Raw genomic sequence first — 19,083 nt, 5'->3', positions numbered from 1 at the left:
TACAATGTGCAGAGAATCATATAACATAAAAGAACAGATAAGCTTGGAAATAGAGGTGCTTACATGAACAAAGGCCAGAGGCATATTAAAATCAGAGAGATCATTACAAGCAATGAAATCGAAACGCAGGATGAATTGGTCGACATGCTAAAGCAGGATGGATACAAAGTAACGCAGGCCACGGTATCACGGGATATTAAAGAACTTCACCTTGTAAAAGTGCCTACAAATAATGGTTCTTACAAATACAGTCTTCCGGCGGACCAGCGTTTCAATCCGCTGTCAAAGCTAAAGCGGGCATTGATGGACGCATTTGTGAAAATAGACTCAGCAAGCCATATGATTGTGCTGAAAACGATGCCGGGCAATGCCCAGGCAATCGGGGCGCTGATGGACAATTTGGACTGGGATGAAATGATGGGGACCATTTGCGGGGATGATACGATTTTAATTATTTGCCGGACTCCTGAAGATACAGAAGGCGTAAAAAACAAGCTCCTTGAACTGCTGTAACAGAAAATCTAACAAAGATAAGAGGTGTAATGCTGTTTGTTAGCTGAACTATCGATTAAAAACTTTGCCATTATTGAGGAACTGACGGTTTCTTTTGAACGCGGGCTTACGGTTTTAACAGGAGAAACCGGAGCCGGCAAATCCATCATCATAGATGCCATTTCTCTTTTAGTCGGAGGCCGCGGATCATCTGAATTTGTTAGATATGGGGAAGCAAAAGCCGAACTTGAAGGGCTGTTTCTGTTGGAGAGCGGCCATCCTGTTTTAGGCGTATGCGCTGAGCAGGGAATCGACGTTTCAGACGAAATGATCGTCATGAGAAGGGATATCAGCACGAGCGGGAAAAGCGTTTGCCGTGTCAATGGCAAGCTTGTCACGATTGCTTCGCTAAGAGAGATCGGCAGGCTTTTATTAGATATTCACGGGCAGCACGATAACCAGCTGTTAATGGAAGACGAAAATCATCTCCAGCTTTTGGACAAGTTTGCCGGGGCCGAAGTGGAAAGCGCGCTCAAAACGTATCAGGAAGGGTACCAGCGGTATGTGAAGCTGCTCAAAAAGCTTAAGCAGCTTTCTGAAAGCGAACAGGAAATGGCCCATCGTCTTGATCTTATTCAATTTCAGCTCGAAGAAATCGAATCGGCAAAGCTTGAGCTTAACGAAGATGAACAGCTCCAAGAAGAGCGCCAGCAAATTTCAAACTTTGAGAAGATATATGAGTCGCTGCAAAATGCATATAACGCGCTTCGCAGTGAGCAGGGCGGATTGGACTGGGTTGGAATGGCATCAGCGCAGCTTGAAGATATATCTGATATAAACGAACCGCTGAAAAAAATGTCTGAAAGTGTTTCGAACTCCTACTATTTGCTTGAGGATGCCACATTTCAGATGAGAAATATGCTGGATGAGCTTGAATTTGATCCGGAACGCCTGAACTATATTGAGACGCGACTTAATGAAATCAAACAGCTGAAACGAAAATACGGTGCCACTGTTGAAGACATTTTGGAATATGCTTCTAAAATTGAAGAAGAGATTGACCAAATTGAAAACAGGGACAGCCACCTTCAAAGCTTGAAAAAGGAGCTTGACTCCGTCGGCAAAGATGTCGCAGTGGAAGCGGCAAATGTGTCACAAATCCGAAAAACATGGGCGAAAAAGCTGGCTGATGAGATTCATCGGGAATTAAAAAGCCTGTACATGGAAAAATCAACTTTTGATACGGAATTTAAGGTCAGAACAGCGTCACGCAATGAAGAGGCGCCGCTTGTAAACGGCCAGCCCGTTCAGCTGACTGAACAAGGGATTGACCTGGTGAAGTTTTTAATTTCAACCAATACAGGCGAGCCGCTGAAATCCCTTTCGAAAGTCGCTTCAGGTGGAGAGCTGTCACGGGTGATGCTTGCCATAAAAAGCATTTTTTCCTCACAACAGGATGTGACATCGATCATTTTTGACGAGGTTGATACCGGTGTAAGCGGCAGGGTCGCACAGGCAATTGCTGAGAAGATCCATAAGGTGTCAATAGGATCACAAGTGCTGTGCATTACACACCTGCCTCAGGTGGCTGCCATGGCCGATACGCATCTTTATATTGCGAAGGAGTTAAAAGACGGCAGAACGACGACACGTGTCAAGCCGCTCTCTAAGCAGGAAAAGGTAGCGGAAATCGGGCGCATGATTGCAGGTGTCGAAGTAACCGACTTAACGAAACGCCATGCGAAAGAACTTTTAAAACAAGCGGATCAAGTCAAAACAACTGGGTAAGCTGCGCGAGAAGCGCAGCTTATTTTTTTCGTGCACATCCATTCGTTCATCAGTATATCCAATGTTTTTCTTCATATGACAGTTATAAATAAGCCGTCAGAAGGCAAAATTAAATGATGTAGCAGCAAGTCATAAAGAAGGTGTGGGATAGGAGCGAGGAGAGTGAAGTAGTGAATGCCCGATAACATCAGAAAAGCAGTAGGTTTAATTCTCCTTGTTTCGTTATTAAGTGTAGGTTTATGCAAACCGCTAAAAGAATATTTACTGATTCCAACGCAAATGAGAGTATTTGAAACCCAAACACAAGCGATTGAAACGAGTTTATCGGTAAACGCTCAGACATCAGAATCCTCAGAAGCGTTTACAGTAAAGAAAGATCCGCATGAAATCAAGGTGACGGGCAAAAAATCAGGTGAGTCAGAATTGGTATATGATCTTGCCGGATTTCCAATTAAAAAAACAAAAGTGCATGTTCTTCCTGATTTAAAAGTTATACCTGGCGGACAATCAATCGGTGTAAAACTTCATTCCGTCGGTGTTCTTGTCGTCGGATTTCATCAAATCAATACAAGTGAAGGCAAAAAATCTCCGGGAGAAACGGCAGGAATTGAAGCGGGCGACATCATTATTGAGATGAATGGACAGAAAATTGAAAAAATGAATGATGTAGCCCCATTTATTCAAAAGGCTGGGAAAACTGGTGAATCTTTAGACTTACTGATCAAACGTGATAAACAGAAAATCAAAACGAAGCTGATCCCAGAAAAGGATGAAGGAGAAGGCAAATACAGAATCGGGTTATATATCAGAGATTCTGCTGCTGGCATCGGCACTATGACCTTTTATGAACCGAAAACAAAAAAATACGGAGCACTTGGCCACGTGATTTCCGATATGGACACAAAGAAACCAATTGTAGTGGAGAATGGAGAAATCGTTAAATCCACTGTAACATCAATTGAAAAAGGGACAGGCGGTAATCCGGGAGAAAAACTGGCGCGATTTTCCTCAGAACGCAAAACGATCGGGGATATTAACAGAAACAGCCCGTTTGGGATTTTCGGCACACTGCATCAGCCGATTCAAAACAACATATCAGATCAAGCATTGCCGGTTGCGTTTTCTACCGAAGTCAAAAAAGGGCCGGCTGAAATTTTAACGGTTATTGATGATGACAAAGTAGAAAAATTCGATATTGAAATCGTCAGCACAACGCCGCAAAAATTCCCTGCGACAAAAGGAATGGTGTTGAAAATTACCGATCCAAGACTGTTGAAAGAAACAGGAGGCATCGTACAGGGGATGAGCGGAAGCCCGATCATTCAAAATGGAAAAGTGATCGGTGCTGTCACCCATGTATTTGTAAATGACCCGACAAGCGGCTACGGTGTTCATATTGAATGGATGCTGTCAGAAGCAGGAATCGATATTTATGGAAAAGAAAAAGCAAGCTGACTGCCGGAGTTTCCGGCAGTTTTTTTATTTTGATCCCTCTTCACTTCTCAGAATACATACGGTAAAATATACAAAAGAAGATTTTTCGACAAATTCACGTTTCCTTGTTTGTCAAATTTCATTTTTAGTCGAAAAACAGAGAAAAACATAGAATAACAAAGATATGCCACTAATATTGGTGATTATGATTTTTTTAGAGGGTATATAGCGGTTTTGTCGAATGTAAACATGTAGCAAGGGTGAATCCTGTTAACTACATTTGGGGAGGAAGAAACGTGGAGAAAATTAAAGTTTGTGTTGCTGATGATAATCGAGAGCTGGTAAGCCTGTTAAGTGAATATATAGAAGGACAGGAAGACATGGAAGTGATCGGCGTTGCTTATAACGGACAGGAATGCCTGTCGCTGTTTAAAGAAAAAGATCCCGATGTGCTCGTATTAGATATTATTATGCCGCATCTAGACGGACTTGCGGTTTTAGAGAGGCTGAGGGAATCAGATCTGAAAAAACAGCCGAATGTCATTATGCTGACAGCCTTTGGGCAGGAAGATGTCACGAAAAAGGCCGTCGATTTAGGCGCGTCCTACTTTATTCTCAAACCGTTTGATATGGAAAACCTTGTCGGCCATATCCGCCAGGTCAGCGGAAATGCCAGCAGTGTGACGCATCGTGCGCCATCATCGCAAAGCAGTATTATACGCAGCAGCCAGCCTGAACCAAAGAAGAAAAATCTCGACGCGAGCATCACAAGCATTATCCATGAAATCGGCGTCCCAGCCCATATTAAAGGCTATCTCTATCTGCGCGAAGCAATCTCAATGGTATACAATGACATCGAATTGCTCGGCAGCATTACAAAAGTCCTCTATCCAGACATCGCCAAAAAATTTAACACAACCGCAAGCCGTGTAGAAAGAGCGATCCGCCATGCAATTGAAGTGGCATGGAGCAGAGGAAACATTGATTCCATTTCCTCGTTGTTTGGTTATACTGTCAGCATGACAAAAGCTAAACCTACCAACAGTGAATTCATTGCAATGGTTGCGGATAAGCTGAGGTTAGAGCATAAGGCTTCTTAAACATGAGCTTATTAAGTGGTCATTAAATCAAACGTCTTTTATTTATTAGTTTGCGCTGATAAATAGGAGGCGTTTTGTTTTGGGGACATTTGTAGTATGGGAGAAGAATATTAAGTATCCGCATATAGTAAAGGATAGGTTTGAAAAGTAAGGAAAGCAAATGGCGGTATTACCTGCACTCTTGGTCCATTCATACATCTTATAGGATCACGAAGCATGATCGACCCTAGATGTGTCCGTTATAAAATGAAACCTTTCTCCTGCAAAATCGTAAGTAAGGCGTATTCATGTAAAAAGGAGACGTACGAATGAAAAAGAAAAAAGCAAGAAAGCGTGAGGGGTTTTTCCTGGATTTTCTTTTCGAAGTTGGTGGGGAGCTCTTTCTTTTGCTGTTTAGATGTGTACATAAACTATTTATATAAAGGGAAAAAAGACTGCCGAATCGTTTCGGCAGTCTTTGCACATTAATCTTTATAAGGCACCCAGCCTGGCGTGTTCACAATTGCTTGCCATAGCGGTTCAGGCAAATGATATTTTTCTTTATCTGTGCCTTTGATCACTGTTTCGATTTGCTTTTCACGGCCTTCTTTTACTTTTACCGTCCAGTTAGGGTCAACTAGAATTTCGCGTCCCATAGCGACTAGCGGAATACCGTTTTCGATGACGGCAAGCGCGTCATCAGCGGAATGGATGGAACCGACGGCGATCAGCGGCACTTTGTTTCCGACACGTTCATTCAATAAGTCCATGCGTGTGCGAGTCGGATCTGCACCGCGGCGCGCTTTTGAGTTCACGTCCATCAGTGAGATATGAAGATAATCCAATTCTTTATCCCCTAAAGCATCAACAAGCGTATAAGTTTCAGTCATTGTCAATCCCGGTGTCTCAGGTTCTTCCGGAGACAGGCGGTATCCGACTAAGAACGCACCCTTCGCATGTTCTGAAGCGGCTTTTTTCACTTCATCGACAATAGCGAGCGGGAAGGCTAATCGTTTTTCATCGCTTCCTCCCCAGCGATCCGTGCGCTGGTTGGTTTTCGGAGAATAAAACTGCTGAATTAAGTAGCCGTTTGCACCGTGAATTTCGACACCGTCAAAGCCGGCTTCAATGGCGCGTCTTGTCGCTTCTCCAAACGCCTTCACAATGTTTTCCACTTCTTCTTCTGTTAATGCGCGAGCAATTTGTTTGCCGTTATCAAACACGTCACTTGGCCCCACAACATCCTGTTGAGGAACGAGCTCAGACGGGCACTCAATACCGCCGTGATGAATTTGTACAACAGCTTTAGCGCCTTGTGCCTGAATGGCTTGTGCTAACTTTTTTAAACCTGGAATGTTGGAATCGTCATGGATGGCCGGCTGCCCGGGGAATGCTTTTCCGTCCGGTGTAACATTTGCGCAGGCTGTAATCACCATTCCCATCTCTTTTGAACGGGGGATGATGTAGTCGAGCTCCGCTTCAGATATTGTACCGTCTTCATTAGAAGCGTAATGAGTCATCGGTGCTACTGCGATCCGGTTGTTGATTGTAACGCCGCTTTTAAACGTAAATGGTTCAAAAAGTGGCTTATACTTAGGATTCATTTGATCATCTTCTTTCGTTTGGATTCGCACATATTCTAGCCTATATGTAAAAATTAATGCAATTGATCTGCTTTACCGACTGAATATCTTGAGTGCAGAGTGATGTTTTCGCCGCTCTTTTTCGGGGCCTTTGTAGCCGCCACTGATTTGGTGGCCGATGGAGCATGTGATGACAGCTGCCGCCAGCAGCAGAACGAATTTTTTCATGGCTTTAACTTCTTTCAATAAAGTAAATATCCTTTAAAAGGTTACGCTTGGCTGACCCACCCGTCAAACGATTTGCTCACCCTATTCTCAAATTTTTTAAAATGAATAAAAAGTTGCTTCTTTCCGCTAATTTTTTCTAATTGGCGCCTCAATTAGAGCCATCCTCATAGACAAATCTGCTCGTTATCTTTCTAACAACAGGAAATGATCGGGTCGTATAGCCCTTTTGAAAATCATGGAACTTGCTCGCCTGCATTCGCGTTGTCTTTACAAATTCGCCATTCTGGTCAAAGATAAAAGCCAAACATCAGGAAGAGGTGGTCATGTGAAACAAACGGTTCTTTTGCTGTTTACTGCGCTCTTTCTTTCGGGGTGCAGTGTTGCAAGTGCGGATGACTCAGTGCCAAGGTTTACCGAAGAGGGAAAATACATTGGCTCGGCTGATCCTCATACGATTGCGGTTTCTCTTAATGGAGAAGAAACCATGATACAAGTTCCGAAGGATAAACGTGATGAATGTGAATTACTGCCAGATCAGACACATGTCCTGGTGAAATATACAAAGAAGGATAATGGAACTTTACAGCTGGAAGATATTCAGCTGCGAAAGAACTCGTCATAAAAAGACCGGAGGGAGTAAGTTGAGAATGTTATGGAGGAGCTTGGCGCTGTGCGGATTGGCTTTGACGCTCGCGCCTTGTGCACAGGCAGCAGAGCCGATAGAAGGGAAAACAGTGTATATTGATGCCGGACACGGCGGTGAAGATAGTGGAGCGGTCGGAAACGGGCTCTTTGAAAAGGATATTAATTTGTCTGTCTCAGAGCATGTGACAGACAAACTAAAAGAGGAGGGAGCCAATCCTGTTGCATCCCGGTCTGACGATCATTTTCTGACCTTGGAGGAAAGAGTGGCTAAGGCAAGTGCCAATCAGGCTGACCTTTTTGTCAGCATCCATGTGAATTCAGGGGTTGCTTCAGCTTCAGGAACAGAAACGTATTTTCAATCTGATTATGAAGGGGAGAACAGCCGGCGTCTGGCATCCGATATTCAGTCACAGCTCGTTTCATCCTTACAAACGAGAGACAGAGGCGTGAAAGAATCAGACTTTTACGTCATTACATATTCACAAATGCCAAGTGTGTTGGCGGAGCTTGGGTTTATCACGAACAGCTCTGATGCGGACAAGCTGGGAAGTGAAGAATACCAGCAAAAGGCCGCAGATGCGATTGTCAACGGCATTGATTCTTATTATGATCAGTAGATTGATACAGCCTTAATCCTAGAGTGGAGCCGACAAAATAAGTATAATGGAGAAAACTTTAGGGTTTGAGGTGAAACGATGACAAAGATTTTTGCCCACCGGGGGGCCTCAGGTCAATTTCCCGAAAATACAATGCTTGCATTTGAAAAAGGAATTGAAGCCGGAGCGGATGGGATAGAGCTTGATGTACAGCTGACGAAAGACGGACGCATTGTTGTAATTCATGATGAAAGACTTAACCGTACGACATCACTTAAAGGATTCGTGAAGGATACAGCCTATGATGAGGTAAAGACTGCGAATGCGGCCGCTGGTCACGATCAAGCGTACAGCGATATAAAAGTGCCGCTGCTAGAAGATGTGCTCTCGTGGGCGGTAAAAAAGGATTTTCTCATCAACATTGAATTAAAAAACAGCGTGATCCGCTATGAGGGAATGGAAGAAAAAGTGCTGGAGGCAGTGAAGCGATTTAATGTAGAGGACAGAGTCATCCTATCCACCTTTAATCATGACAGCTTGGCGCTATGCGCCCGGCTTGCGCCGCATATCGAACGGGCAGTATTAACTTCAGATGTGCTTTATCAGGCAGATCGATATATCGCGTCTATTCCGGCTTCCGGCTATCACCCGAAGCTAAACAGCCCAGGGGTCACAGATGAAGTGCTGAAGAAAATGAGGAACGGTTTGATTAAGGTAAGGCCGTATACAGTCAATCGTCCGGAAGATATGAAGTGTCTCATTGAAGCGGGAGCAGACGGCATGTTTACCGACTTTCCAGAAAAGGCTTCGGCATTGCTGAAAAATGAATAGTTGTTAGAAGGAGGCTGTTTGACGCAGCCTTCTTTTTTCATTCATTCATGCCCGTTTCAAAGCATACATTCATAGAAGACAACTAGAAATTGTAAGCGCTGTCTATCTTCTGAATGAGGTGAAACCATGAGGAAAACAGTCATTGTAAGTGCTGCAAGAACTCCATTTGGCAAATTCGGCGGAGTTTTGAAAGAGGTGAAAGCTGCTGAGCTTGGGGGCATTGTGATGAAGGAGGCGCTGCAACAGGCTGGAGTCTCTGGAGATGATGTAGAAGGAAACGTCATGGGCATGGTTGTCCAGGCCGGCTCAGGGCAGATACCTTCCCGTCAAGCTGCCCGTCTGGCGGGAATGCCTTGGAGTGTGCCGTCAGAAACACTGAATAAAGTCTGTGCTTCCGGCCTTCGCGCTGTCACTTTATGTGATCAAATGATTCGGGCGCAGGATGCGGACATACTTGTTGCGGGGGGGATGGAAAGCATGAGCAATATTCCGTATGCCGTTCCCGCCGGGCGCTGGGGAGCACGGATGGGGGACGGCGAGCTTAGGGACTTAATGGTGTATGACGGATTAACGTGCGCATTTGACGAGGTGCACATGGCTGTTCACGGAAATACAGCTGCCAAGGAATATGCAATCTCACGAAGAGAGCAGGACGAATGGGCGTTGAGAAGTCATGCAAGGGCAGCTAAGGCCGCCGATGAAGGGAAGTTTCAGGATGAAATTGTTCCCGTCAACTGGATCGGTCGAAAAGGAAAACCAAACGTTGTTGATAAAGATGAAGCGATTCGCCGTGACACAAGTCTGGATCAGCTCGCGAAACTTGCTCCGATTTATGCAAGTGACGGTTCTATCACAGCCGGCAATGCTCCTGGAGTCAATGACGGAGCCGGCGCGTTCGTGCTGATGTCTGAGGAAAAAGCTGCTGAGCTTGGCAAACGGCCTCTGGCTACAATTCTTGGTTTTTCAACTACGGGAATGCCAGCGCACGAGCTGGCGGCAGCGCCGGGGTTTGCCATTAACAAGCTCCTGAAAAAGAACGGTTTAACTGTCCAAGATATTGACTTGTTTGAAGTAAATGAAGCTTTTGCTTCAGTTGTTTTGACATGTGAAAAAATCGTAGGTTTCGATCTTGAAAAAGTAAATGTGAATGGCGGTGCGATCGCGCTCGGCCACCCGATCGGCGCGAGCGGTGCGAGAATTCTCATGACGCTTGTTTATGAATTAAAGCGACGGGGAGGGGGTCTGGGCGTTGCCGCTATTTGCAGCGGGGCAGCACAGGGAGACGCCGTCTTAGTGCAGGTTCATTAAAACATGATGAAAAAGGGGATTTGAATGGAAATCAAACAAATCATGGTAGCTGGCGCAGGTCAGATGGGGAGCGGAATTGCTCAAACAGCCGCCGACGCGGGCTTTTATGTGCGGATGTATGATGTGAATCCAGAGGCCGCGGAGGCAGGATTGAAACGGCTGAAGAAACAGCTGGCCCGTGATGCTGAGAAAGGAAAAAGGACCGAGACGGAAGTGAAGAGCGTAATCAACCGCATTTCGATTTCTCAAACGCTTGAGGAGGCAGAGCATGCGGACATTGTGATTGAGGCTATCGCAGAAAACATGGCGGCAAAAACTGAGATGTTTAAAACACTTGATCGCATTTGCCCGCCTCATACGATTTTGGCCAGCAATACATCTTCCTTGCCTATTACAGAAATCGCTGCTGTAACAAACCGGCCTCAACGGGTTATTGGCATGCATTTTATGAATCCCGTCCCTGTAATGAAGCTGGTAGAAGTGATTCGAGGCTTGGCTACATCAGAAGAAACGGCCTTAGATGTTATGGCATTAGCGGAAAAGATGGGGAAAACAGCGGTAGAAGTCAATGATTTTCCTGGGTTTGTTTCCAACCGTGTGCTTCTTCCAATGATTAATGAAGCCATCTATTGCGTGTATGAGGGAGTGGCGAAGCCGGAGGCAATAGATGAAGTGATGAAGCTGGGCATGAATCATCCGATGGGTCCGCTTGCATTAGCGGATTTTATCGGACTGGATACGTGTTTATCAATTATGGAAGTCCTTCACTCAGGCCTTGGCGATTCCAAATACCGTCCATGCCCGCTGCTCCGCAAGTATGTCAAAGCAGGCTGGCTTGGCAAAAAGAGCGGACGCGGTTTTTATGACTATGAGGAGAGGACTTCCTGAAGTCTATTCCATCCGGGGGTGGCCGAGTTGCATGTAACCCAAGAGCAAGTCATGATGCGAAAAATGGTGCGTGATTTTGCACGAAAAGAAATTGCTCCCGCTGCGGAAATCATGGAGAAAACGGACGAATTTCCCTTTCAGCTGATCAAAAAAATGGGTGAACACGGACTGATGGGAATACCGGTGCCGGAACAATACGGCGGTGCCGGGGCGGACGTTGTTTCTTATATTTTGGCGATTCATGAGATTTCTAGAATCAGTGCGGCTGTCGGCGTGATTCTCTCCGTTCATACCTCGGTCGGCACAAATCCGATTCTGTATTTCGGCAACGAAGAACAAAAGATGAAATATATACCAAAGCTCGCGTCAGGAGACCATTTGGGCGCATTTGCACTAACGGAGCCTCACTCGGGGTCGGATGCTGGGAGCCTCCGCACAACAGCAATCAAAAAGAACGGCAAATATCTATTAAACGGATCGAAAATATTCATAACGAATGGCGGAGCAGCTGATATCTATATCACATTTGCTTTAACAGCTCCAGATCAAGGCAGGCACGGGATTTCGGCTTTTATTGTTGAAAAAAACACACCCGGTTTTACCGTTGGAAAAAAAGAAAGAAAGCTGGGGCTTTATGGCTCCAATACTACGGAACTGATTTTTGATAATGCAGAAGTGCCTGAAGTCAATTTGCTTGGCAAAGAGGGGGATGGCTTTCACATTGCGATGGCGAATTTAAATGTCGGCCGGATCGGCATTGCGGCACAGGCCCTCGGAATTGCAGAGGCGGCTCTTGAGCATGCCGTTAATTATGCGAAGCAGCGAGTGCAATTTGGAAGGCCGATTGCAGCCAATCAAGGCATATCATTTAAGCTGGCTGACATGGCGACTAGGGCAGAGGCGGCAAGGCATCTTGTCTACCACGCTGCAGACCTTCATAACCGCGGCCTAAACTGTGGAAAAGAAGCGTCTATGGCTAAACAATTTGCTTCCGATGCAGCCGTAAAGGCGGCGTTAGACGCCGTTCAAATTTATGGGGGATATGGCTATATGAAGGATTATCCAGTTGAGCGCCTGCTTCGCGATGCAAAGGTGACGCAAATTTATGAAGGGACGAACGAGATTCAAAGACTGATTATTTCCAAGTATTTGCTTGGCGGAACCTGATAGACAAAAAACGCAAAAACGGAGGTTGAGGATATGGAGGAGAAACAGCATTATTCTCCAGGGTTGGACGGTGTGATTGCGGCAGAAACTCATATTTCTTATCTTGACACGCAGTCCAGCCAGATTTTGATAAGAGGCTATGATTTAATAGAACTTTCTGAAACAAAAAGCTATCTGGAGCTTGTCCATTTATTGCTGGAGGGCAGGATGCCAGAAGAAAGTGAAATGGAGACGCTGGAACGTAAAATAATCAGTGCCTCAAGCCTGCCTGCTGATCATCTCCGTCTGCTTGAGCTGCTCCCTGAGGACACTCATCCAATGGATGGTCTGCGTACCGGCCTGTCGGCACTTGCTGGCTATGATCGGCAAATTGATGATCGGTCTCCTTCCGCAAACAAAGAACGCGCCTATCAGCTTCTTGGGAAAATGCCTGCCCTCACTGCTGCCAGCTACAGGATCATTAATAAGAAAGAACCGATTCTTCCGCTTCAAACCCTATCCTACAGTGCGAATTTTCTCTACATGATGACAGGGAAATTGCCGTCTTCATTGGAAGAACAGATTTTTGACCGGTCGCTCGTCCTGTACAGTGAGCATGAGATGCCGAATTCAACCTTTGCGGCCAGGGTCATTGCATCTACACATTCAGATCTTTATGGGGCTTTGACTGGGGCTGTCGCTTCCCTGAAAGGGAATCTTCACGGAGGAGCAAACGAAGCTGTGATGTATTTGCTTTTGGAGGCAAAAACGACATCTGATTTTGAGCAGCTTTTGCAAACAAAACTGAAAAGAAAAGAAAAAATCATGGGCTTCGGCCACCGGGTGTATATGAAAAAAATGGACCCGAGAGCACTCATGATGAAAGAGGCGCTGCAGCAATTATGCGATAAAGCCGGTGACCATCGTTTATATGAGATGTGCGAAGCGGGTGAGCGGCTGATGGAGAAGGAAAAAGGGCTTTACCCGAATTTGGATTACTATGCTGCCCCAGTGTATTGGATGCTCGGCATACCGATTCCTTTATATACGCCGATCTTTTTCAGCGCAAGAACGTCCGGTTTATGCGCCCATGTGATCGAACAGCATGCCAATAATCGGCTCTTCCGTCCCCGTGTCAGTTACATGGGCCCGCGATATCAAACAAAATCATGAAAGGAGCTGGTAGAATGCCGAAAACGGATCGTGTTATCGAAGAAATCACAGACTATGTGCTTGAAAAAGAGATTACAAGTGCCGAAGCGTATACAACAGCGGGGCATGTATTGCTGGATACCCTGGGCTGCGGGATCTTGGCGCTACGGTATCCGGAATGCACAAAGCTGCTTGGCCCGATTGTTCCAGGAACGACTGTGCCGAATGGAAGCAAAGTGCCGGGAACGTCATATGTTCTCGATCCTGTGAGGACAGCGTTTAATATCGGCTGCATGATTCGCTGGCTCGATTACAACGATACGTGGCTGGCGGCGGAGTGGGGGCATCCGTCCGATAACTTGGGAGGAATCCTTGCCGCAGCTGATTATGTATCAAGAGTGAGGCTGTCTGAAGGAAAAGAGCCGTTAACGGTACGCGACGTACTGGAGATGATGATCAAAGCACACGAGATTCAAGGTGTGCTGGCGTTAGAAAACAGCTTAAATCGAGTTGGCCTTGACCATGTGCTGTTTGTCAAAGTTGCGACAACTGCTGTTGCAGCAAAGCTTTTGGGCGGCGGAAGAGAAGAAATCAAAAATGCACTTTCGAATGCATGGATTGACAATGCAGCATTGAGGACTTACCGCCATTCACCGAATACAGGCTCGCGTAAATCATGGGCGGCAGGAGATGCAACGAGCAGAGGTGTTCATTTGGCGCTGGTGTCGTTAAAAGGGGAAATGGGTTATCCGACAGCCCTGAGTGCACCGGGGTGGGGGTTCCAAGACGTTTTATTCAATAAGAAAGAGATTAAGCTTGCCCGTCCGCTCGACGCTTATGTCATGGAAAATGTGTTATTTAAAGTGTCTTATCCTGCGGAATTTCACGCCCAGACAGCGGCGGAGTGCGCTGTCATTCTTCACCCGCAGGTAAAGAACCGGATTGACGAGATTGACCGTGTTGTCATCAGAACGCATGAATCCGCTATCCGAATCATTGATAAAAAAGGCCCGCTCCACAATCCGGCAGACCGCGATCACTGTCTCCAATACATTACAGCAATTGGTTTGCTTTTTGGTGATATCACGGCACAGCATTATGAAGCTGAAACAGCGAGTGATCCGAGAATAGATAAACTTCGTGATAAAATGGAAGTGACTGAAAATAAAACATATACCGAGGATTATTTGAAACCTGATAAACGTTCCATCTCAAATGCAGTTCAGGTTCATTTTAAAGACGGAACGAGCACGGAAATGGTGGAATGTGAGTTTCCCCTCGGCCATCGTTTTCGAAGAGAGGAAGCAGTGCCGAAACTGCTGGAAAAGTTTTCTGACAATCTCAAAACCCATTTTCCTGATAAACAGCACAAACACATTTATGAGCGCTGTACCAGCTATGAGACATTACAAACGATGCGCGTAAATGAATTCGTAGACATGTTCTGCATGTAAAAGGGGGATTTGTTTCATGTCGTGGATCGTCAATAAGCAATCGTCACAAGAGGAGCTTGCCGGGCGTTTCCGCAAGCTGATGTCAGCACCGGACATTCTTCAAATTCCCGGCGCCCATGACGGGATGGCCGCTTTGCTTGCGAAAGAAGCCGGTTTTTCTGCTATTTATTTGTCCGGTGCTGCCTATACAGCCAGCAGGGGGCTGCCTGATTTAGGGATCATCACATCGGCAGAGATAGCTGAACGGGCCAAAGATCTTGTACGTGCAGCTGATCTGCCTCTGCTTGTGGATATCGATACGGGATTTGGCGGTGTCTTAAATGCCGCCCGAACAGCCCGGGAGATGCTTGAAGCAAGGGTAGCAGCCGTTCAAATAGAAGACCAGCAGCTCCCAAAAAAATGCGGACATTTAAATGGCAAACAGCTAGTTCCGATAAAGGAAATGGCGCAAAAAATAAAAGCCATTAAACAAGCGGCACCCTCCCTTATTGTTGTTGCCCGTACTGATGCCAGGGCGCAGGAAGGGCTTGCTGCCGCAATAAAACGTTCAGAGGCTTACATTGAGGCGGGAGCGGACGCAATTTTCCCGGAAGCGCTACAGGCGGAGAATGAATTCCGCCAGTTTGCTGAGCGTATCCCCGTTCCGCTCCTTGCGAATATGACTGAATTTGGGAAAACGCCATATTATCGTGCCGATGAATTCGAAGATATGGGGTTTCACATGGTGATATATCCTGTCACCTCGCTTCGAGCGGCGGCAAAAGCTTGTGAGCGGATGTTTGGTTTGATGAAGGAGCACGGCTCACAAAAAGAAGGACTTCATGATATGCAGACACGAAAAGAACTGTACGATACGATTTCTTATTATGACTATGAAGCGTTAGATAAAACGATTGCCAAGACCGTTTTGCCTGACGAATAATGCAACAAAAAAAGCCGGAGCATTCTCCGGCTTTTTTTCAGCTATCGTTTTCTGAATCGCGGGCTGACTTGATTGCGTTTTCTGTCTCTGTATAAAATGAACCCGGCCAGCACATAGAGGCCGATCGCAAAAAAGATGAATCCTGACAACCCTTGGAGCCAAAGAGCTGAAAATGGCTTGATTGTATGACCGAAAAGTGTATCTCTCATCAGTTTAATGCCTAAAGCAGAAATAGCCCCGGGGATGACTAATATTAAAAGCGCAAGAAGTCGGCTCATCTTCAGAAAACCCCTTTATCTTTTCATTTCCTTTATTGTCCAGCGGAAAAAATATTTTGTCAAGAGAAGAAAACGTGGTAACATAGGGTTGTGCAAATTATTGCAACGGAATAAATAGGTATGCAAATTTTTTCATACAAAGGGGTATCGGGATGCAAAAGGTACTGATAGTAGGTGCCGGCAAAAGGGGAACGGCGTTATTACATATTCTGATTAAAACAGCCATCATAGATATCATTGCCGTAGTTGACAAAGACCCCGAGGCGCCGGGATTGAAAGAAGCAGAACAGTATGGGATTGCCGTTTCATCTGATTGGAAACCTTACATACAACAAAAACCGGATATCGTCATTCATACTACCGGCGATCAAGCCGTGTTTGACGAGCTCCTTCAAAGAAAGCATGAAGATACCATTGTCATGCCGGGAAAAATGGCATACATCGTTTTTCAGCTGATGGAAGAAAAGCAGCACCTGATTCAAATGCTAAAAGAGCAAACCTATAAATATGACAGAATTTTTAATTCCACCCATGATGGAATGATTTTTATTGATATCAATGAAGAAATCATTCTCTTTAACCATATGGCCGAAAAAATGGTCGGGAAAAAACGTGAGGAAGTCATTGGGCGCCCAATAAAAGAAGTGATTCCGAGCACTAAGATGCCGCGGATTTTAAAAACAAGAGTGCCTGAATACAACCAGAAGCAGCTGTTAGGCGATCATTTGCAAATTGTGACCACAAGGCTGCCGATTATTGATGAAGGCGGACGTCTGCTCGGGGCTCTTTGTGTGTTTAAAGATATCACTGATGCGGTCGAGCTGGCAGAGGAAGTGACCAACTTAAAGCAGGTCCGTACGATGCTGGAGGCAATTATTCAATCCTCCGATGAGGCGATTTCTGTCGTTGATGAAAACGGCATCGGCCTGCTAATCAATAAAGCGTATACGAAAATGACGGGGCTTTCTGAAAAAGAAGTCATCGGCAAGCCTGCAAACACTGATATTTCCGAAGGCGAAAGCATGCATTTAAAGGTGCTTGAAACAAGACGTCCTGTCCGCGGTGTCAGAATGAAGGTCGGCCCGAATGAAAAAGAGGTCATCGTTAATGTAGCACCGGTGATTGTGGACGGGATTTTGAAAGGCAGCGTCGGCGTGATTCACGATGTTTCCGAAATTAAAATGCTGACAGCGGAGCTTAATCGCGCCAGACAAATTATTCGCACGCTTGAAGCGAAATACACGTTTGACGACATTATCGGCAAAAGCGAGCAAATGCTGGTTGCGCTTGAGCAGGCGAAGCTCGGTGCGAAAACACCGGCAACCATCTTGCTGCGCGGGGAATCAGGAACAGGAAAAGAACTGTTCGCCCATGCCATCCATAACGAAAGTGACCGGAAATACAATAAATTTATTCGCGTGAATTGTGCAGCCCTTTCTGAAAACCTGCTCGAATCAGAATTGTTCGGCTATGAGGATGGCGCGTTTTCAGGAGCGAAGCGCGGCGGTAAAAAGGGTTTATTTGAGGAAGCAAATAACGGCAGTATTTTCTTAGATGAAATCGGTGAGCTGACACAAAATATGCAGGCCAAATTGCTACGCGTCCTTCAAGAAAAGGAAATCGTCAGAGTGGGCGGCACGAAAGCGATCCCTGTCAATGTCAGAGTGATCGCGGCGACAAATGTAAATATTGAAAAGGCGATGGCGGACGGAACATTCCGGGAAGACCTGTATTACCGGATCAACCGCTATCCGATCTCCATCCCGCCTTTGCGGCAGCGGTTGGAGGACATTGAAGCATTGAGCGTCAGACTTATCCAAAAGATCAACCGGGATTACGGCAGGAATGTAAAAGGGCTCTCACAGCAAGCCTTGCGCGCCTTATCTGCCTACCATTGGCCTGGGAATGTCCGGGAGCTTGAAAATGTCCTTGGACGAGCCATGATTTTTCTGAATCCGCATATGGAATGGATTGAAAAAGATCACTTGCCTGTATTCGAACTTGAGCAAAAAGAAAATGACACAGACCAGGGAACAGGTTTTGACTTTCCGGATATTGAAGGCGAAAAGCTGTCTGTCGCAGTAGAAAAATTTGAAGCGCATTTGATCCAGCAAACGCTTGAAAAGCATCATTTTAACCGGACAAAAACAGCAAAAGCTCTCGGTGTCAGCATTCGGAACTTATATTACAAAATGGATAAATATGGCCTTGCAAATGAAGGCATGCAATAATTTGCAGAATAAACGCAAACATCTGCACGAATATTTCGATATATCTGGTATGACAGCACCCTTAAGAGCTGGCATGGAACTTGCATAATAAAAGGCGGAGTCGAAACAAGAAAGGTGGTAACAGATGAAGCTGAAAGATTTAATCGGCAAAGCGTCGATACACAAAAATAAGACCATTGCGGTTGCTCATGCTGAGGATGAGGAAGTGATCCGGGCTGTAAAGCTGGCAGCCGAGCACCTATCCGCCCGTTTCTTGTTAACGGGCGACAGCAAAAAACTGAACGATCTGACATCATCCATGCAAGGGCATCAAGTGGAAATCGTCCATGCTGATACTCCTGAGGAATCGGCGAAATTAGCGGTTCGTGCTGTACACCATAAAACAGCGGACGTTTTAATGAAAGGCAATGTGCCGACTTCTGTTTTGCTTAAAGCGGTATTGAACAGACAGGAGGGGCTTCGGTCAGCAAGTGTCCTTTCTCACGTGGCTGTCTTCGATATACCGGATTTTGACCGGCTGATGTTTGTAACAGATTCGGCAATGAATATTGCTCCTTCGCTGGAAGAGCTCCGGCAGATTTTGCAAAATGCCGTTCATGTGGCCCATGCAGTGGGGAACAATATGCCAAAAGCAGCTGCCCTTGCAGCGGTCGAAACGGTGAACCCTAAAATGGAAGCGACCGTGAATGCAGCTGCTCTAGCTCAAATGTACAAAAGGGGCCAGATCAAAGGCTGCATTGTTGATGGACCGCTTGCTTTGGATAACGCAGTTTCACAAATTGCCGCGGCCCAGAAAAAAATTTCGGGAGACGTAGCGGGCAACGCAGATATCCTTCTCGTCCCAACAATTGAGGCCGGCAATATTTTATATAAATCACTGATTTATTTTGCCAAAGCCAGCGTGGCGGCTGTCATTACAGGAGCCAAAGCACCGATTGCCTTAACAAGCAGAGCGGACTCTGCTGAAAATAAACTGTATTCCATTGCGCTGGCAATATGCGCATCTGAAGAATACACACATTAGGAGG

18 protein-coding genes are annotated in these 19,083 nt (G+C 45.8%); 15 read left to right on the top strand and 3 right to left on the bottom strand.

The features are described from left to right. The first annotated feature begins 63 nt into the window (after positions 1–63). From argR to spo0A, 4 genes are all read left to right on the top strand, one after another. Positions 64–513, top strand: a complete 450-nt coding sequence (argR, locus tag MKY50_RS12400) for an arginine repressor ArgR (RefSeq protein ID WP_029317927.1) — start codon at positions 64–66, stop codon at positions 511–513. 36 nt (positions 514–549) lie between these two features. Next, positions 550–2,280, top strand: a complete 1,731-nt coding sequence (gene recN / locus MKY50_RS12395; RefSeq protein ID WP_003230267.1) for a DNA repair protein RecN — start codon at positions 550–552, stop codon at positions 2,278–2,280. A 174-nt stretch (positions 2,281–2,454) separates the two neighbouring features. Continuing rightward, positions 2,455–3,735 (top strand): SpoIVB peptidase, encoded by a 1,281-nt coding sequence (gene spoIVB, locus MKY50_RS12390; protein WP_004398697.1) that lies wholly within the window; start codon positions 2,455–2,457, stop codon positions 3,733–3,735. Positions 3,736–4,010: 275 nt separating this feature from the next. Continuing rightward, positions 4,011–4,814, top strand: coding sequence for a sporulation transcription factor Spo0A (gene spo0A, locus MKY50_RS12385; RefSeq protein WP_003226427.1), 804 nt, complete (start codon positions 4,011–4,013; stop codon positions 4,812–4,814). Positions 4,815–5,278: 464 nt separating this feature from the next. Here spo0A and MKY50_RS12380 read toward each other — a convergent pair whose 3' ends face one another. Together MKY50_RS12380 and MKY50_RS12375 are read right to left on the bottom strand one after the other, a co-directional pair. Further along, complete coding sequence (locus MKY50_RS12380; protein WP_341116758.1) at positions 5,279–6,397, bottom strand: NADH-dependent flavin oxidoreductase; 1,119 nt, start codon at positions 6,395–6,397, stop codon at positions 5,279–5,281. Between the two features lie 72 nt (positions 6,398–6,469). Further along, the gene (locus MKY50_RS12375; protein WP_014480226.1) at positions 6,470–6,622 is read right to left on the bottom strand and encodes a hypothetical protein; all 153 of its coding nucleotides are present in this window, start codon (positions 6,620–6,622) and stop codon (positions 6,470–6,472) included. Positions 6,623–6,929: 307 nt separating this feature from the next. Here MKY50_RS12375 and MKY50_RS12370 point away from each other — a divergent pair, with 307 nt between their 5' ends. The 9 genes from MKY50_RS12370 to prpB all read left to right on the top strand — a co-directional run bounded on the left by MKY50_RS12370 (position 6,930) and on the right by prpB (position 15,546). After that, complete coding sequence (locus MKY50_RS12370; RefSeq protein ID WP_029317929.1) at positions 6,930–7,226, top strand: hypothetical protein; 297 nt, start codon at positions 6,930–6,932, stop codon at positions 7,224–7,226. 19 nt (positions 7,227–7,245) lie between these two features. Next, positions 7,246–7,866, top strand: coding sequence for an N-acetylmuramoyl-L-alanine amidase family protein (locus MKY50_RS12365; protein ID WP_116316552.1), 621 nt, complete (start codon positions 7,246–7,248; stop codon positions 7,864–7,866). Positions 7,867–7,944: 78 nt separating this feature from the next. Further along, the gene (locus MKY50_RS12360) at positions 7,945–8,676 is read left to right on the top strand and encodes a glycerophosphodiester phosphodiesterase (protein WP_341116755.1); all 732 of its coding nucleotides are present in this window, start codon (positions 7,945–7,947) and stop codon (positions 8,674–8,676) included. Positions 8,677–8,802: 126 nt separating this feature from the next. Further along, positions 8,803–9,984 (top strand): acetyl-CoA C-acetyltransferase, encoded by a 1,182-nt coding sequence (locus MKY50_RS12355; RefSeq protein ID WP_003230291.1) that lies wholly within the window; start codon positions 8,803–8,805, stop codon positions 9,982–9,984. A gap of 24 nt (positions 9,985–10,008) precedes the next feature. Further along, complete coding sequence (locus tag MKY50_RS12350) at positions 10,009–10,872, top strand: 3-hydroxybutyryl-CoA dehydrogenase (protein WP_032730379.1); 864 nt, start codon at positions 10,009–10,011, stop codon at positions 10,870–10,872. Between the two features lie 27 nt (positions 10,873–10,899). After that, the gene (locus tag MKY50_RS12345) at positions 10,900–12,039 is read left to right on the top strand and encodes an acyl-CoA dehydrogenase (protein WP_128738009.1); all 1,140 of its coding nucleotides are present in this window, start codon (positions 10,900–10,902) and stop codon (positions 12,037–12,039) included. 33 nt (positions 12,040–12,072) lie between these two features. Continuing rightward, entirely contained in the window at positions 12,073–13,191 is a 1,119-nt protein-coding gene (mmgD, locus tag MKY50_RS12340; protein ID WP_341116754.1) for a citrate synthase, read from the top strand. A 14-nt stretch (positions 13,192–13,205) separates the two neighbouring features. Further along, complete coding sequence (locus MKY50_RS12335; protein WP_341116753.1) at positions 13,206–14,624, top strand: bifunctional 2-methylcitrate dehydratase/aconitate hydratase; 1,419 nt, start codon at positions 13,206–13,208, stop codon at positions 14,622–14,624. Between the two features lie 16 nt (positions 14,625–14,640). After that, the gene (prpB, locus tag MKY50_RS12330) at positions 14,641–15,546 is read left to right on the top strand and encodes a methylisocitrate lyase (RefSeq protein WP_003230302.1); all 906 of its coding nucleotides are present in this window, start codon (positions 14,641–14,643) and stop codon (positions 15,544–15,546) included. 41 nt (positions 15,547–15,587) lie between these two features. Here the strand turns inward: prpB and MKY50_RS12325 are convergent, their stop codons facing one another. Further along, a complete protein-coding gene (locus MKY50_RS12325; RefSeq protein WP_003230304.1) occupies positions 15,588–15,824 on the bottom strand; it encodes a DUF2627 domain-containing protein in 237 nt (78 codons plus the stop codon). A 152-nt stretch (positions 15,825–15,976) separates the two neighbouring features. Here MKY50_RS12325 and MKY50_RS12320 point away from each other — a divergent pair, with 152 nt between their 5' ends. After that, positions 15,977–18,055, top strand: coding sequence for a sigma-54 interaction domain-containing protein (locus tag MKY50_RS12320; RefSeq protein WP_004398669.1), 2,079 nt, complete (start codon positions 15,977–15,979; stop codon positions 18,053–18,055). Positions 18,056–18,179: 124 nt separating this feature from the next. Beyond that, entirely contained in the window at positions 18,180–19,079 is a 900-nt protein-coding gene (yqiS, locus tag MKY50_RS12315) for a phosphate butyryltransferase (protein WP_341116752.1), read from the top strand. Positions 19,080–19,083 lie beyond the last annotated feature (4 nt).

Origin of the sequence: Bacillus sp. FSL R7-0685 (genome assembly GCF_038002425.1) — a bacterium.
GTDB lineage: Bacteria > Bacillota > Bacilli > Bacillales > Bacillaceae > Bacillus > Bacillus subtilis.
The sequence above is the reverse complement of the archived record's forward strand: the minus strand, read 5'-3'. Positions and strand labels throughout refer to the sequence as shown.